The organism is Micrococcus sp. Alg238-R198 (genome assembly GCF_900537135.1).
In the GTDB taxonomy this organism is placed as follows: domain Bacteria; phylum Actinomycetota; class Actinomycetes; order Actinomycetales; family Micrococcaceae; genus Micrococcus; species Micrococcus luteus.
The window spans coordinates 147,274-161,475 of the sequence record NZ_UNRH01000005.1 but is presented as its reverse complement, the minus strand read 5'-3'; the positions used below and the strand labels follow the sequence as shown (position 1 = coordinate 161,475).

Below are 14,202 nucleotides of genomic sequence, written 5' to 3'. Positions count from 1 at the left end.
TCAGTCTCGGGCGAGGAACCGCTCGACGTCACGGGTCGGGCCCAAAAGGAGGATCGTGTCCTCGGGCTCGAGGACGTAGTGACTCGGCGGGTAGAGCCACGTGTCGCGGCTGCGGACGGCGACCACGCGTATGCCCCGCTCCCCCGCGAGTCCGGTGGCTCGCAGGTCCCTGCCCAGCAGGCGCGACGGCGGCGTGGCCCGGACCATGGCCAGGCCCGGCTCGACCTCGACGAAGTCCTGGAAGGACGTGCTGACCAGGTGCGCCACGCGGCGGCCCATGTCCCGCTCCGGGTGGACCACGTGCTCCACGCCGAGCTGACGCAGGATCTCGCCGTGGCGGTCGTCATTGGCCTTGGCCCAGAGCTGGTGCGTCCCGAACCGCCGCATCAGCGAGACGGTGAGGATCGAGTCCGCGAGGTCGCCGCCGATGGCGACGACGACGTGGTCCATCTCGTGGACCGAGAGCTGGCGCATCGCCTCCTCGTCCGTGCTGTCCGCGCGGACGACGTGGGTCAGCCGGCCGTTGAGCGCCTGGACGGCCTCGGCATCGGCGTCGACCCCCAGCACGTGGCAGTCGGACTCCATGAGCTCGCGGGCGACCCCGGAGCCGAACCGGCCGAGCCCGAGGACGGCCACGGTGGGGCGGTCGCCCCGGCGGGGGGCGAACAGGGAACGGGTGAGATCAGCCAATGAGGGGCCTCTCCTTCGGGTACTCGAAGTGGCGGGTGCGGTCGGTCAGGGCCAGGCTGCCGGCGACGGTGGCGGGGCCGATGCGGCCGACGAACATGAGGAGCATGAGGATGCCCTGCGCGGCCGGCGGCAGCTGGGCGGTGATGCCGGTGGACAGGCCCACCGTGCTGAACGCGGACACGCACTCGAACAGGATCTGGTCGGTCGTGAACGAGGACAGGCCCATGAGCGCCATCGTGGCGACGGCGATCGCGGTCGCGGAGAGCATGATCACGGTGATCGCCTCGCGGTGCGCGGTCCGGGAGAGCCGGCGGCCGAACGCATGGACGGCGCCCTCCCCCCGGATCTCCGCGAGCACGATGAACAGCAGGACGCTCGCCGTCGTGATCTTCACGCCCGAGGCGGTGCCGGCGGGGCCGCCGCCGATGAACATGAGCACGTCGGTGGCGAAGAGCGTCACGGGGTGCATCTGCCCGTAGTCCAGGGTGTTGAAGCCGGCGGTACGGGTCGTGACGGACTGGAAGAACGCCGCGAGCACGCGCGAGGCCGGGTCCAGACCGCCCAGGGTCCGCGGGTTGGACCACTCGAGGACGAGGTACATGAGCGTGCCGCCCACCAGCAGCACCGCGGTGCCCACGAGCACGAGCCGGACCGTGAGGTTCCACCGCTCGGGTCGGCGCAGGTCTCGCCGCAGGGTCAGCACGACCGGCAGGCCCAGGCCGCCCAAGATGATCGCCGCCGCGATCGGCAGGCAGATGAACGGGTCCGAGACGAAGCCCATGAGGTTGTCGCTGAACAGCGCGAACCCGGCGTTGTTGAATGCGGAGACCGCGTGGAAGACCCCCTGCCACAGTGCCTGGCCCGGGGACATCCCCGCGCCCAGCCAGAAGCGCAGGCTCAGCAGCAGCGCCACCGAGGCCTCGACGGCCGTGGAGTACAGGATCAGGGCCCGCAGCACCCGGGGCAGGTCCCCGATCCCCTCGGCCCGGGTGGAGGCCGCGGCGTCGAGGCGCTGGGTGAGGCCGAGCCGCCGGAGGATCACCAGCCCCAGCAGCGACGTGAACGTCATGACGCCCAGGCCACCGAGCTTGATGAGCGTGAGGATCACGAGCTGACCCAGGGGTGTCCAGAACGTCTGGGTGTCCACGACGCCGAGGCCCGTCACCGTGGTGGCGCTGGTCGCCGTGAACGCGGCCTCCAGCGGGGTGGGCGCGCGGCCCTGATACGAGGCGGGCAGCAGCAGTGCGCCGGTGCCCGTCACGATGGCGACGAGGAAGGACCCGACCACGAGCTGGGTCGGACGGATGCGGGGCCGACGCGGGCCGACCCGCGGCGACGAGGTAAATGTCACGGGAGGGAAACATAGTCCTTCCGGGGCGCACTGTCACCGTGCGGCGCCGGTGGTTGAATGGCCGGGTGCCGACCCCCTCCGTCCCGCTCGTCCACCCGGTGCACCGGTTCGCCCACCACGAGATCGACTTCCGCCGCCGGATCGTCACGATGGCCGTGGTCAACCGCACCCCGGACTCCTTCTACGACGACGGCGCCGGCGCCGTCCTGGAGGACGCCCTCGCCCAGGCCCACGCCGCGGCGGACGCCGGAGCCGAGTGGGTCGACGTCGGCGGCGTGCCGTTCGCGCCCGGGGCGGAGCTCGACCCGACCGAGGAGGCGGCGCGGGTGGTCCCCCTGATCGCGGCCCTGCGGAGCGGGGACGGGGCCGGGTCGTCCGAGGCATCGCGCCGGCTGATCCTCTCGGCGGACACGTTCCAGCCGGCCGTGGCCGAGGCGGCCCTGGCGGCGGGGGCGGACGTCGTCAACGACACCACGGGACTGTTCCACGCGGACCTGGGCCGGGTGGTGGCCGCCGCGGGCGCGCACCTCGTGGTCACCCACTCCCTCGCCCACGTGCGCGGACCCCGGGCCGTGGTCCCCCGGCCGACCTACGGCGACGTCGTCAGGGAGGTCCGCGACCACCTGCGGCGCACCGTCGACCGGGCCGTGGCGCTCGGCGTCCCCGAGGAGAGGATCATCGTGGACCCCGGCCACGATCTGAACAAGAACACCCGGCACACCCTCGAGATCACGCGGCGGCTGGACGAAATCGCCACCCTGGGGCTGCCCGTGCTGGCCGCGGTCTCGAACAAGGACTTCATCGGCGAGAGCCTGGACCGGCACCGGCACGAGCGCCTGCCCGGCTCGCTGGCCGCGGCCGCGGCCTGCGTGTACGGCGGCGCCCGGATCCTGCGCATGCACGACGCCGACGCCTCCGTCTCGGCGGCCCGCATGCTCGAGTGCGTGTTCGGGTGGCGTCAGCCGGCGCGCCTGGTCCACAACATGGGCGCGGAGAACCCGCCGCCGGACCGCAGCACCCTGGCCGGACACCGCGCCCACCGCGGGGGGCGGGCATGAGACGGCTGACCGAGACCGGCCCCGGCCTGGACGACGACGCCCTCCGCACCGCCCTCGCGGCCCCGGCGGCTGAGGACACCGGCCCCGGACCCTGGGTCCGCGTCGTGTTCATCGCCTCCGCCGACGGCGCGGCCACCCTGGACGGCCGTGCGGGCGGGCTCGGTTCCCCCGCGGACCAGCGGCTGCTCTCGCTGTCCCGGCACGACGCCGACGTCGTGCTCGTGGGGGCCGGGACCATCCGGGCCGAGGGCTACGAGGGTGCGCTGCTGTCCGAGGAGGACCGGCGTCGACGCGCGGAGGCCGGCGGGCCCGCGGACCCGCCCGTGGCCGTGGTCAGCGGCAGCCTGGACCTGGACCCGGCGTCCGCGTTCTTCACGGCCGCCCCGGTGCGCCCCTGGATCCTGACGTCCCGGGCCGCCCTCGCGGCCGAGCCGGAGCGGGCGGCGGCGCTGGCCGCGCGCGCGGACGTGCTGGCGGTCGGCGAGGAGCACGTGGACCCCCAGACCGTGGTGGCGACCCTGCACGCGCGCGGCGCCCGCGTCGTCCACTGCGAGGGCGGACCGCGCCTGTTCGGCAGCCTCGCGGCGGCCGGCCTCGTGGACGAGGTGCACCTCACCGTGGCGCCGCTGCTGGCCGGACCCGCCGCCGGCCGCGTCCTGACCGGCGAGGACGGCCCCGGCCTCCCCGCCCGGCTGCAGCTGGTCCAGGTGCTCCACGACGACGGCATGCTGTTCCTGCGCCTGCACCACGAGCGGCACGCCTCCCCCGGCCCGGACCCCACGCCGTGAGCGCGGCCGAGGAGCACCGCACCGCCTACGAGGTCCTGGGCGTGCCCCGCGACGCGACCGCCGAGGAGGTCCGGCGGGCCTACCGCCGCGCGGCCCGGGCCGCGCACCCCGACGTCGGCGGCGACCCCGCCGCCTTCCGGGCCGTGACGCGGGCGTGGGACCTCCTCGGCGACGCCGAGGCCCGGCGCCGATACGACCTCTCGCTGCCCGGCCCGGACGTCGGTCCCCGCGGCCCCCGCGCGACGGCCGGATCAGGGCGGGCGAGACCGTCGGGACGGTCCGGACCCGGCGGACGTGCCGCCCGCCCCGTGCGCTACGAGCCCCCGCCCGGCGAGGCGGAGGCGGACCCGACCGTGCTGGACCTGCCGCGATCGAGCCAACGCGTCCACGGGGCGCCGCGGCCGCGCGGGATCCTGCCGGACGAGCACCGGGTGCTGCGGCAGGCCCGCACCCTCGACGTGCTGCTGCGCCACGTGGCGGACGCGCTCCCGGCCGCCCGGGTCCTGACCGGGCTGCGGCTGGGCGGGCGCTGGGGACGGCACCTCGACGTGGACCACGCGGTGCTGTGCGGCCATCGCCTGGCGCTGATCGGCTCCGTCATGGTCCCGGAAGGGACCTACACCTGGGACGGGGCGGACCTGCGCTCCCGGAGCCGTCCCGTGGCCCCGCCGCTGCTCGGCCCCGCGATGATGGCGTGGCAGCAGGCCCTGCCCCAAGTCACCGTCGGCGGATTCGTGCACGTGATGACGGACCGCGACGCGCGGCACGCACCCGTGATCCGCCACACGCGCGGCGCCGACGCGCCGGAGGCGCAGGCCGACCTGCTCACCGCCCCGCCCGCGCCCGGGATCGCGTTCGCGCGCGAGGTCGCGCTCTTCCTGGGCACCGGCACGGACCCGGATCTCGTGGACCGGCGCGCGCTCGGCGCGCTGGTCGACCGGCTCCACTGAGGCACGCCCCCGCCCGGCGGCGCCCCACTAGGCTGGGCGCGTGCCCGACTCCCCCACCCCACCCCGCCCGAACCCGCACGAGGGCGCCGACCGCGCCCCGGCGCCCGGCACCCCCGGCTTCCGGATCCTGCTGCTCACCCCGGAGATCCCCGGCAACACCGGCAACGCGATCCGGCTCGCCGCCCTCACGGGGGCCGAGCTGCACCTCGTGGAGCCGCTGGGCTTCGGGTTCGAGGACGCCCACCTGCGCCGCGCCGGCCTGGACTACCACGACCTCGCGGTGGTGACGGTGCACCCGGACCTCGACGCTGCGCTCGCGGCCCTCGCCCCCGCCCGTGTGCTGGCCTTCACCGCGCGCGGGTCCGTGCGGCACGACCGGGTCGCCTACCGGCCCGGCGACGTGCTGCTCTTCGGCCGCGAGTCCACCGGCCTGCCCGAGGAGGTGCTGACCGATCCGCGGGTCACCGAGACCGTCTGCCTGCCCATGCAGCCGGCCCGTCGGTCCCTGAACCTGGCGAACGCCGTCTCCATCGCCGTGTACGAGGCCTGGCGCCAGCACGACTTCGCCGGGTCCGCTGCCCGCCCCGATTCCCTAGACTGAGGCCACCATGCAGACTCCTGACGCGTCCGAGCCCCACGCCGACCGCCCCGATGACGCCGGCCAGCCCGCCCTGGACACCCTCCTGCGCCGCAGCGCCGAGGGTGACCGGGCCGCGTTCTCCGCGTTCTACGACGCCACGGTCCCGTGGGTGCACGGCCTGGCCGAAGCGATGTTCGGCCCCGGCGACGACGCCGCCGCGGCCACGGTCCGCACCTACCTGACGGCATGGGAGGAGGCCTCCGAGGCCGGGCTCGACCTGAGCGAGCGTGACGACGCGACCCACCGCGAGCGCCAGGTGTTCACGTGGCTCGAGGTCCTCGCCCACCGCGTGATGACCTCGCTGCGCCGCGCCGGCGGCTCCGCGGCGGAACGTGGGCGTCGTCCCGGCCCGGCCGGGCCCGCGCCGTTGCCCGAGGACCTCGTCGACCGCGTGGCCCCGGACGCCTACGAGGCCGTGCGACTGGCGTGGCTGGGCGGCTGCACCGACCGGGAGGTCGCCGATCGGCTGGGTCTGCCGGCCGACCAGGCCCGCACCCTCCTGCGTGACGGCGTGCGGCAGGTCGTGGCGGCCCGCCGCGACCTCACGCAGGACGCCGCCCGGCCGTCCGCGCCGGCCCCGGCGACCGGCCCGGCACTCGGCGCGGACGTGCGCGAGGACGTGGACGCCGGCCGCGCACTCGAGCTGGCCGACCTCTCGGCCGTGCACGCCCTCGACACGGCCGGGCACACCGCGGCCTTCTCCGCCGTGCAGCGGCGGGGCGGCGAGCTGGCCCTGTGGCGCTCCCGGGTGGACGGTGCGCGCCAGGCGGTGGCCTGGGCGTTCCGGTCCGTGACGGCCGAGCCGCCGTCGGCCCTGCTCGACGAGGTCCTGCGTCGCCTGCCCGCCCAGGACGTGGGCATGGACCTGATCGGCGACGAGTCCGCCCCCGCCGGCCCGCCGCGGGACCGCCTGCGCTGGCTCAAGGTGACCGCCCTCCTGCTGCTCGCGGCCCTCGTGCTCGGCGTCGGCGGGTGGACGGTGTGGAGTCAGTTCACGCGGCCGGGCATCGTGCACCGCATCGACCAGTCGAAGGACCTGTTCACGACCTCGGAGTACCCGGCCCAGGACGGCGGCACGGTCCAGGCGTTCCTGTCCCGGGAGCAGAACAGCGGCTACCTGACGATCAGCGGGATGCCCCAGCTGCCGGAGGGTCAGTCCTACCAGCTGTGGCTCTACCCCTCGGACGGCACGGCCCCGGCCTCGCTCGGCACGTTCGACGCCAACGGCTTCGGCGAGCCCGTCACCTTCCGGGGGCTGGACCGCTTCGCGGCGATGGGCATCTCCGTGGAGCCCAGCTCTGGCTCGGAGGTGCCGACGTCGGAGCCCGTCGTCGGCGTGGACCTCGACCCCACCGCGCAGACCGGCCCACGCTACGGCGGTCGGCCGAGCACCAACTGAGATCCCCCGCAGGGGGGGCGGTTCAGAACCCGGCGATGGTGCTCGGACCGTTGACCGTGACCAGGTGGAACGCCTCGGCGTGACCCGGCGCGGCGGCCGGGCCGGCGGCGCGCCGGTGATGTTCGGCCATCTGGGCGAGCACGTGCCGCCGCATCGCGTCGACGTCCGGGTGCTGGGAGAGGTGGGCGTCGAGGGCGCGCAGCTTCTGCTCCGCCAGGCCCGTGACGTCCACGACCGTGTTCCGGCGCGCGGCGGGGGCGGCGTACAGCAGCAGGTTCCGGACCTTGAACGCCTCGAGCCCCTCCGCCGCGAGCTCCGGGTACGCGTACGGGTTCTCGGCCGCCGGGTACGCGGCGCGCACCACGGCCTCGCCGCAGGCGAGGTGGTCCGGGTGGGCGGCCTGCATCCGCTCCCAGTCCCGCTCCGGGTGGGTGCTGAGCACCACGTCCGGGCGGACGCGGCGCATCAGCGCCACGAGCTTGCGGCGCACGCCGTGGTCCGGCTCGAGGTGTCCGTCGCGCTCGCCGAGGAAGTGGACCTCGGCGGCACCGACGACGGCGGCGGCCGCGCGCTGTTCGGCGTGCCGGCGGGCGGTCATCGCCTCCGGGCCCTCCGAGTCGAAGCCGCCGGCGTCCCCGTCCGTCACGATGCACAGCTCGATGTGCAGCCCGGCCGCGCGGAAGCCGGCCAGGGTGGCGGCGGCCCCGAAGTCGAGGTCGTCCGGGTGGGCGCCGACGGCCAGGACCCGGCGCCAGCCGTGGTGGGCCGCGAGCGCGGCGGGGGTGGTGAGCGTGGTGGTCACGAGCGGGTGTCCTCCGTGAACGTCACCTCGGTCGTCTGCTCCGCGCCGTCGCGGAGGTAGGTGACGTCCACCGAGTCTCCCACGCGGTGCTCGCGGACGACGGCGGTGAGGGACTCGGAGTCGATCACCGCGCGGTCGCCGACGGCGGTGATCACGTCGCCCTCCTTCAGCCCGGCCGCGTCGGCCGCCGACTCTCCCACGACCTGCTGGACGCGGGCGCCGTCGCTGAACATGGTCCGGGCGTTCTCGCTGCCGCCCTGCACCTCGGCGGGCTCCGGGGTGACGCTCACGCCGAGCATGGCATGCGTGGCCTTGCCGTGGTCGATCAGGTCCTGTGCGACCCGCTGGGCGTAGTCCACGGGGATGGCGAAGCCGACCCCGATGTTGCCCGCCTCGCTCGGGTCCTGGCCGGCCGAGGCGATCGCGACGTTCACGCCCACCAGGCGACCCTCGGCGTCGACGAGCGCGCCTCCGGAGTTGCCGGGGTTGATGGCCGCGTCGGTCTGCAGCACGTTGATGTACACCTCGCCCCGGGTGCCCTGCGGGGTGCCCGGCAGCTGGAAACGGTACTGCTCGGCGCCGGAGGACGAGCCGGAGCTCTCGCCCTGCGGCTCGGGCGCCTCGGAGGACGCCACCGCGATGGTCCGGTCCAGGGTGGAGATGATCCCGTCGGTCACGGTGTTCGGCAGGCCCAGGGGGGCGCCGATGGCGACGGCCTCGTCCCCGACCTTCAAATCCCCGGACCGGCCGATCTGGATGGGGGTGAGGTCCGGGGCGTCGATCTTGATGACGGCCAGGTCGGACAGCGGGTCGGTGCCCACGACGGTGGCAGCGTAGACCTCCCCGTCCGAGGTGCGCACCGTCAGCTCGGCGTCGTTGGCCTGGCCGCCGAGGGTGACCACGTGGGTGTTCGTGAGGATGTGCCCCTCCGTGTCCAGGATCGACCCGGAACCGGAACCGGAGGCGGAGCTCGACGTCGCGGAGATGGTCACCACGGAGGGCAGCGCGGTCCTCGCGGCGTTCCCGACGGCGGTGTCCGCCACGGGCTGTCCCCCGGCCTCGGCCGAGGTGTCCGTCGCCTGCGAGGAGGAGGAGCTCGCGGCCTCGGACGCGGCCTCGCCGCCGTCCTCCGCGACCGCGCAACCGGAGAGCCCCACCATGAGCACGGCTGCGGCGAGCAGGCCCGCCCCGGCACGGGCGCGGGACTGGGGCCGGGGACGCGCGACGGTGCGGGCCGTCGGCACGGGGGGCTGGGTGGGGGCGGCGGTCTGGTCCACGGGGTCCTCGCTTCGGGTCGGGCCCCGGGCGGTCGACACAGACGCCCGTCGTCTTGCGGACGCGCGCCCCGGGGCACGTCCACGCTAGCGTGCATGACTGAACGCCGCCTAGAGGCCGAACGTCCGCTCCTCCCACGGTCCCGGCCGCGCCGGATCCCTGGTGCCCGATTCCCACGCCGCCCTACACTCAACCCCAGGATCCGGCGGGTCCGCCCGGTGCGGCGGCTCGCCTCCGCCGTCGAAGGAGACCCCGCATGACCGTGCCCACCCGCCCCGCCGATGTCGGCCGTCTGGCGCGCGCCGTGACCGCCGCGGGTCTGGGAGGCCTGGGCCTCCTGGTGGCGGCACCCGCCTCGCACGCCGTGACGGTGCCGCCGGGCGTGTACGTGGTGGACGAGGCCGGGGTGCTCTCGACCTCCGATGAGCAGCGGCTGACCCAGGAGATCCAGGACCTGCGCCGGGACACCGGGCAGGGGCTGTACGTCGTCTACGTGGATGAGTTCAGCACGGACGCCCAGACGCTGGCCCAGGACGTGGCGCGCCAGCGCGGGCTCGGGACGAACGACTCGGTCCTGGCGATCGCGGTCGAGGACCGCGCCTATGGGCTGGACAGCGGCGGGGACGCGGACCTGCAGAACCAGGTGACGCGCACCTACGTGGGCCCGGAGCTGTCCAAGATCGGCACGGACCCCGGCTCGGCGGAATGGCTCGCGGCGGGCACCGCCGCGGTGCAGGGGCTCGACGACGCCGCCGACGGCACGCTCGACGGCACGGGGGCCAGCGGGGCCGAGTACGATCCGGCCGGTGCCCTGCCGGCCGGCACCGCGGGCGACGGGAGCACGGCCCAGGGCGCCTCCGGCGGCGGGGCCCTGACGGCGGTGCTCGGCGCGGGCGCGGTGGCCGCGGCCGTGGGCGGCGGCGTGCTCGTGGCCCGCAGCCGGAAGCGCACGCAGGGCGGCGCGGTCGAAGGGGGCCGCACCGAGGAGGTCCGCCGCGACCCCCTCGACGAGCTCAGCGTGGAGCAGCTGCGCACCCAGGCCGGCTCGAAGCTCGTGGCCGCGGACGACGCCATCCGCTCCTCGGAGCAGGAGCTGGGCTTCGCCGAGGCGTCCTACGGGGAGAAGTCCGTGGCGACGTTCCGCGAGGACATCGATCGGGCCAAGGAGCACATGCGGGCCTCGTTCCAGCTCCAGCACCAGCTCGACGACGAGATCCCGGACACCGAGGCCGAGCAGCGCGCCTGGCTCAAGGAGATCATCCAGCGCAGCGAGGCCGTGGGTGCGGCCCTCGCGGCGCACAAGAAGGAGTTCGACTCCCTGCGCGACCTCGAGAACCAGGTGCCCGAGGCCCTGGAGCGCGTCGACGCCCGCCTGCCCGAGGCGCGGTCCCGGGTGCAGGAGTCCGAGTCGGCGATCGCCGCGCTGCACGGCCAGTACGCGGAGTCCGCCCTCGCCGAGGTCGCGGACAACGCGGCGCAGGCCCGGGAGCGGCTCGAGTTCGTGGAGACCGCCGTCGCGAAGGCGCGGAGCGCGTGGGACGCCCAGGACCGCTCCACGGCGGCGCTGGCCGTGCGTGCCGCCGAGGAGGCGCTCAGCCAGGTGGACACGCTCACGGAGGCGGTGGGCAAGGCCGAGGGGTCCCTGCGGGCCATGCTGGGCAACCTGCAGACGGGCCTCGCCCAGTCCGAGCAGGACGTCGCCGAGGCCGAGGCGCTCGTGGTCAACGGGTCGAACCCCGAGCTGGCCGGCCCGGTGGCGGGGATGAAGAACGCTGTGAACGCGGTGCGCCGAGCCCTCGCGGCCGGCCGCCCGGACCCCCTGGAGCTGCTGCACCAGCTCGAGGCCGCGCACCGCCAGCTCAACACCCCGCTGGCCGGCGTCCGCGACGCTCGGGAGCAGGCCCGCCAGGCCTCCCAGGTGCTCACCTCCACGATCGCCCAGGCCCAGGCGCAGATCGACGGCACGGCCGACTTCATCGGCGCCCGGCGCGGTGCGGTGGGCTCGGAGGCCCGGACCCGGCTCGCGGAGGCCGACCACACGCTGCGTTCGGCGATCAGCCTCGGCCGCACCGACCCCGTGGCCGCCCTCCAGCAGGCGCAGCGCGCCTCCCAGCTGGCCGAGCGCGCGAGCGAGCTGGCCCGCGCGGACGTCGAGGGCTTCGGCTACGGCCCCGGCATGGTGGGCGGCATGTACGGTGCACGCCCGCGCGCCGGAGTGGGCGGCAGCTTCGGCGGCGGCCTCGGCGGCGCACTGCTCGGCGGCATCCTGATGAACTCGATCCTGAACAGCGGCAGCTGGGGCGGCGGTGGCTTCGGCGGGTTCGACGGCGGCGGCCTCGGCGGCGGCGACTTCGGCGGGTTCGGCGACATCTCCGGCGGCGGCTTCTGACCGCCGCCCCATGAACTCCGGCGCCCCGGGCGCCGGCCCGGCCCGCACGCGCGGGACGGGGTGGACGCAGGCCGACGGTCTGCGCTGACGTGAAAGACCGACGAAAGGCAGACACCATGGTCAAGCAGTCCATCTTCGGCCGCATCAGCACGCTGGCGAAGGCCAACATCAACGCGATGCTGGACAAGGCCGAGGACCCCCAGAAGATGCTGGACCAGATGGTCCGCGACTACACGAACAACATCGCGGAGGCCGAGGCCGCCGTCGCCCAGACGATCGGCAACCTGCGAATGATCGAGGACGACTACCGCGAGGACCAGGACGCGTCCCGCAGCTGGGGCCAGAAGGCGCTGGCCGCCTCCCAGAAGGCCGACGACTTCCGCACCAAGGGTGACACCGCCTCGGCGGACAAGTTCGACAACCTCGCCAAGGTGGCCATCGAGCGCCAGATGGACTTCGAGCGCCAGGCGAAGTCCGCGGAGCCGACCATCGCCTCGCAGCGCGAGATCGTGGAGCGCCTGAAGACCGGTCTGGACCAGATGAAGGTCAAGCGTCAGCAGCTGGTCGCCAAGCGCGACGAGCTGACCGCCCGCGCCAAGTCCGCCCACGCCCAGTCCGCGGTGGCCGACGCCGTGAAGTCGATCGACCTGCTGGACCCGACCTCCGAGGTCTCCCGCTTCGAAGAGAAGGTCCGTCGCGAGGAGGCCCGCGTGCGCGGCCAGCAGGAGATCGCCGCCTCCTCCCTCGACGCCCAGTTCGAGTCCCTCGAGGACCTCGGCGAGAAGACCGAGGTGGAGGCCCGCCTCGCCGCCCTCAAGGCCGGCGGCGCCGGCCAGGCCGCCCTCACCTCGGGCGACGTCGACGCCGATGAGACCCTGACCCTCGACTACGCGGCCGAGGGGACCGCCGAGGAGACCGGCACCGCGCGCGGCTGACCCCGCCCCTCCCCACGGCCCGTCGCCCGGCCCACGCCGGCGCGGCGGGCCGTCCTCGTGCGCCCCGGCCCGGTGCTCCTCCCGGACGCGCCCCGGCCCCCGCGCTCCTTTGGTACTGTCCCGGGGTCCCTCGGCACGCTCCGCGGGACGCCCCCGTCCCCGCACAGAGGAAGAACCCCATGCAAGAGCAGTTCACGGCCTGGTCCGTGCTGGTCGACGCCGGCCTCATCGGCGCGCTCCTGGCCGTGGGCACGCTGGCCCGTGCCGTCATCACGCCCCTCCAGACCCTGATGATCCCGGCCTCCGTCATCGCCGGCATCCTGGGCCTGGTCCTCGGCCCGAACGGCCTGGGCTGGCTGCCGTTCAGCTCCCAGCTGGGCACGTACGGCTCGATCCTGATCGTCATCGTGTTCGTGTGCATCGCGCTCACCGACGACTTCGACGTCCGCAAGATCGGCCGCCCCGTGGGTGCGTTCGCGTCCTACGGCGTGCTGATCTACGCCTCCCAGGTGGCCATCGGCGCCCTCGTCACGCTGGTCCTCCTGCAGCCGCTGTTCGACGCGCCCGACTCGTTCGCCGCCCTGCTGTTCGCCGGCTGGGCGGGCGGCTTCGGCTCCGCGGCCGCCGTGGGCCAGGCATACGCGGCCAACGGTGATGCGACCGTCACCTCGCTGGCCTACACCTCGGCCACCGTCGGCATGATCGTCGGCGTGGTGGGTGGCATCATCCAGGCCAAGATCGGCGCGCAGCGCGGCCACGCGCGGGAGTTCGCGGGCCTGACCTCCATCCCGGAGGAGCTGCGCACCGGGGTGCTGAACCAGGTGGAGGAACGCCCGGTCATCGGCCGGCACACCTTCTCGGCGGCCTCGGTGGAGTCACTGGCCTTCCAGGTCGGCGTCGTCGCGATGATCGCGGCGGCCGCGCACGGCGTGGTCTCCTGGATCACGTCCGTGTGGCCGAGCGTCGTGGGCGAGGACGGACCCCAGCTGATCATCCCCGCGTTCGCGATCGCGTTCCTCCTCGGCCTGATCGCCCGCGTCCTGTTCCAGGCCACGAAGACGGCGAAGTTCCTCGACCCGGGCTCGCTGAACTCGGTGTCCGGCACCGCCACGGACATCCTCATCGTCTGCGGCATCGCCGCGATCGCCCCGACCGTGGTCGTGGACTACTGGCAGCCGCTGCTGCTCCTGTTCGTGATCGGCCTCGCGCTGGCCCTGTTCCTGGGGATCGTCGTGGCGCCGCGCGTCATGACCGACGCGTGGTTCGAGAAGCAGCTGTTCACGTGGGGCTGGGCCACCGGCGCCGTCGCCACGGGCGTGGCCATGCTGCGCATCGTGGACCCGAAGCTGAAGTCCGGGACCATGGAGCAGTTCGGCGTGGCCTACATCCCGGTGGTGCCCGTGGAGATCGCGGCCGTGTCCTTCGTGCCGCTGCTGCTCCTCGCGGGCCTGTCCTGGGCCGTCGTCGGCATCTGGGGCGCCATCGCGGTCATCGCGATCATCGCTGCCGTCTGGCTGCGCCGCACCGACCCGGGCCGCCGCACCCCGGCCCAGCAGGCGGTCCGGGCCTCGAGCCGCTGACGCTCCCGCTCCCCCGCGTTGATCGCCCGAGGGCGGTCGGCTCGCCCGCCGGCACCGTGCCGGCGGGCCGGGGCGACCGGGTCCGGACATGCGAGAAGGCCCCCAGCAGATGCTGGGGGCCTTCTCCTTCTCGTTGCGGGGGCAGGATTTGAACCTGCGACCTCCGGGTTATGAGCCCGGCGAGCTACCGAACTGCTCCACCCCGCGGCGACTTCTAGAACTATACACACCTGTTCCGTCGAGTTCAAATCGGCGTCAGCACCCCGCCACCCGGCGGCCATGCGGCGGCCACCTGCCCCGAGACGACAGCGGCCCCGACCACGCGCGGTGCGTGGCCGGGGCCGT

The 14,202-nt window shown here is 74.6% G+C and carries 12 protein-coding genes and 1 tRNA gene; 8 read left to right on the top strand and 5 right to left on the bottom strand.

Annotated features, from left to right (window positions below):
• Positions 1-690, bottom strand: a complete 690-nt coding sequence (locus G6R13_RS06810; RefSeq protein WP_044659771.1) for a TrkA family potassium uptake protein — start codon at positions 688-690, stop codon at positions 1-3.
• On the bottom strand, positions 683-2,041 hold the full coding sequence (locus G6R13_RS06805; RefSeq protein ID WP_205521337.1) for a potassium transporter TrkG: 1,359 nt from the start codon (positions 2,039-2,041) through the stop codon (positions 683-685). Before G6R13_RS06805 ends, G6R13_RS06810 begins: the two co-directional genes overlap by 8 nt.
• Positions 2,042-2,106: 65 nt before the next feature.
• On the opposite strand from G6R13_RS06805, the gene folP reads away from it, so the two are divergent.
• The 5 genes from folP to G6R13_RS06780 are packed head-to-tail and all read left to right on the top strand — an operon-like array spanning position 2,107 to position 6,876.
• On the top strand, positions 2,107-3,099 hold the full coding sequence (gene folP, locus G6R13_RS06800; RefSeq protein WP_036315981.1) for a dihydropteroate synthase: 993 nt from the start codon (positions 2,107-2,109) through the stop codon (positions 3,097-3,099).
• A complete protein-coding gene (locus tag G6R13_RS06795; RefSeq protein WP_036315978.1) occupies positions 3,096-3,887 on the top strand; it encodes a pyrimidine reductase family protein in 792 nt (263 codons plus the stop codon). The genes folP and G6R13_RS06795 overlap by 4 nt, the downstream gene beginning before the upstream one ends.
• Positions 3,884-4,837 carry a DnaJ domain-containing protein gene (locus G6R13_RS06790; RefSeq protein WP_163721276.1) on the top strand — a complete coding sequence of 318 codons (954 nt, stop codon included), beginning with the start codon at positions 3,884-3,886 and terminating at the stop codon, positions 4,835-4,837. The genes G6R13_RS06795 and G6R13_RS06790 overlap by 4 nt, the downstream gene beginning before the upstream one ends.
• Before the next feature lie 40 nt (positions 4,838-4,877).
• A complete protein-coding gene (locus G6R13_RS06785; RefSeq protein ID WP_044659766.1) occupies positions 4,878-5,438 on the top strand; it encodes a tRNA (cytidine(34)-2'-O)-methyltransferase in 561 nt (186 codons plus the stop codon).
• A gap of 7 nt (positions 5,439-5,445) precedes the next feature.
• Complete coding sequence (locus G6R13_RS06780) at positions 5,446-6,876, top strand: anti-sigma factor (RefSeq protein ID WP_041105211.1); 1,431 nt, start codon at positions 5,446-5,448, stop codon at positions 6,874-6,876.
• Positions 6,877-6,898: 22 nt separating this feature from the next.
• Here the strand turns inward: G6R13_RS06780 and G6R13_RS06775 are convergent, their stop codons facing one another.
• Both G6R13_RS06775 and G6R13_RS06770 read right to left on the bottom strand, forming a co-directional pair.
• Entirely contained in the window at positions 6,899-7,678 is a 780-nt protein-coding gene (locus G6R13_RS06775; RefSeq protein WP_036314367.1) for a PIG-L deacetylase family protein, read from the bottom strand.
• Positions 7,675-8,955, bottom strand: a complete 1,281-nt coding sequence (locus tag G6R13_RS06770; RefSeq protein WP_240335716.1) for a trypsin-like peptidase domain-containing protein — start codon at positions 8,953-8,955, stop codon at positions 7,675-7,677. The genes G6R13_RS06775 and G6R13_RS06770 overlap by 4 nt, the downstream gene beginning before the upstream one ends.
• Before the next feature lie 254 nt (positions 8,956-9,209).
• Here G6R13_RS06770 and G6R13_RS06765 point away from each other — a divergent pair, with 254 nt between their 5' ends.
• From G6R13_RS06765 to G6R13_RS06755, 3 genes are all read left to right on the top strand, one after another.
• Positions 9,210-11,342: a TPM domain-containing protein gene (locus tag G6R13_RS06765; RefSeq protein WP_159833295.1), complete on the top strand. Its 2,133-nt coding sequence runs from the start codon at positions 9,210-9,212 to the stop codon at positions 11,340-11,342.
• A gap of 116 nt (positions 11,343-11,458) precedes the next feature.
• Complete coding sequence (locus G6R13_RS06760) at positions 11,459-12,277, top strand: PspA/IM30 family protein (RefSeq protein ID WP_002854906.1); 819 nt, start codon at positions 11,459-11,461, stop codon at positions 12,275-12,277.
• Between the two features lie 179 nt (positions 12,278-12,456).
• Positions 12,457-13,857 (top strand): sodium:glutamate symporter, encoded by a 1,401-nt coding sequence (locus tag G6R13_RS06755; RefSeq protein ID WP_049147311.1) that lies wholly within the window; start codon positions 12,457-12,459, stop codon positions 13,855-13,857.
• A 133-nt stretch (positions 13,858-13,990) separates the two neighbouring features.
• Here G6R13_RS06755 and G6R13_RS06750 read toward each other — a convergent pair.
• Positions 13,991-14,064, bottom strand: a tRNA-Met gene (locus G6R13_RS06750).
• Between the last annotated feature and the right edge of the window lie 138 nt (positions 14,065-14,202).

Bases quoted from the DNA above. Each gene is read 5' to 3' on its own strand.
- G6R13_RS06795 (WP_036315978.1), top strand. From the start codon at position 3,096: ATGAGACGGCTGACCGAGACCGGCCCCGGCCTGGACGACGACGCCCTC.
- G6R13_RS06780 (WP_041105211.1), top strand. From the start codon at position 5,446: ATGCAGACTCCTGACGCGTCCGAGCCCCACGCCGACCGCCCCGATGAC.
- G6R13_RS06765 (WP_159833295.1), top strand. From the start codon at position 9,210: ATGACCGTGCCCACCCGCCCCGCCGATGTCGGCCGTCTGGCGCGCGCC.
- G6R13_RS06760 (WP_002854906.1), top strand. From the start codon at position 11,459: ATGGTCAAGCAGTCCATCTTCGGCCGCATCAGCACGCTGGCGAAGGCC.
- G6R13_RS06755 (WP_049147311.1), top strand. From the start codon at position 12,457: ATGCAAGAGCAGTTCACGGCCTGGTCCGTGCTGGTCGACGCCGGCCTC.